The organism is Paraburkholderia sp. NMBU_R16 (genome assembly GCF_013282575.1).
Taxonomy (GTDB): Bacteria; Pseudomonadota; Gammaproteobacteria; order Burkholderiales; family Burkholderiaceae; genus Trinickia.
This window is the reverse complement of sequence record NZ_JAAAYE010000375.1, coordinates 1-268: the sequence shown is the minus strand read 5'-3', so window position 1 is coordinate 268 and position 268 is coordinate 1. Positions and strand designations below refer to the sequence as shown.

1 protein-coding gene is annotated in these 268 nt (G+C 62.7%); it reads right to left on the bottom strand.

Features of this window, described 5'->3' with window-relative positions; all coding sequences use genetic code 11:
• A partial coding sequence (locus GWC77_RS28580; protein ID WP_173263033.1) for a DDE-type integrase/transposase/recombinase occupies positions 1-268 on the bottom strand: 268 nt, incomplete at both ends.

Below are 268 nucleotides of genomic sequence, written 5' to 3'. Positions count from 1 at the left end.
AGGCAAGCGAGGTGTATTGACACCCCTGATCCGAGTGGTGAATGACGCCCCCGGGGCGACGCTGTACGAGTGCCATGTCGAGCGCACGCAGCATCAGCTCCGTGTACAGATGATTGGACATCGCCCACCCCACAATGCGGCGACTAAAGACATCGAGCACGACGGCGAGATAGAGAAAGCCTTCTGCGGTCGGCACATAGGTGGCATCCGCCACCCACAGCCGGTTCGGGGCGTCGGCCACGAAGTGCCGTTGCACGAGATCGGGCGC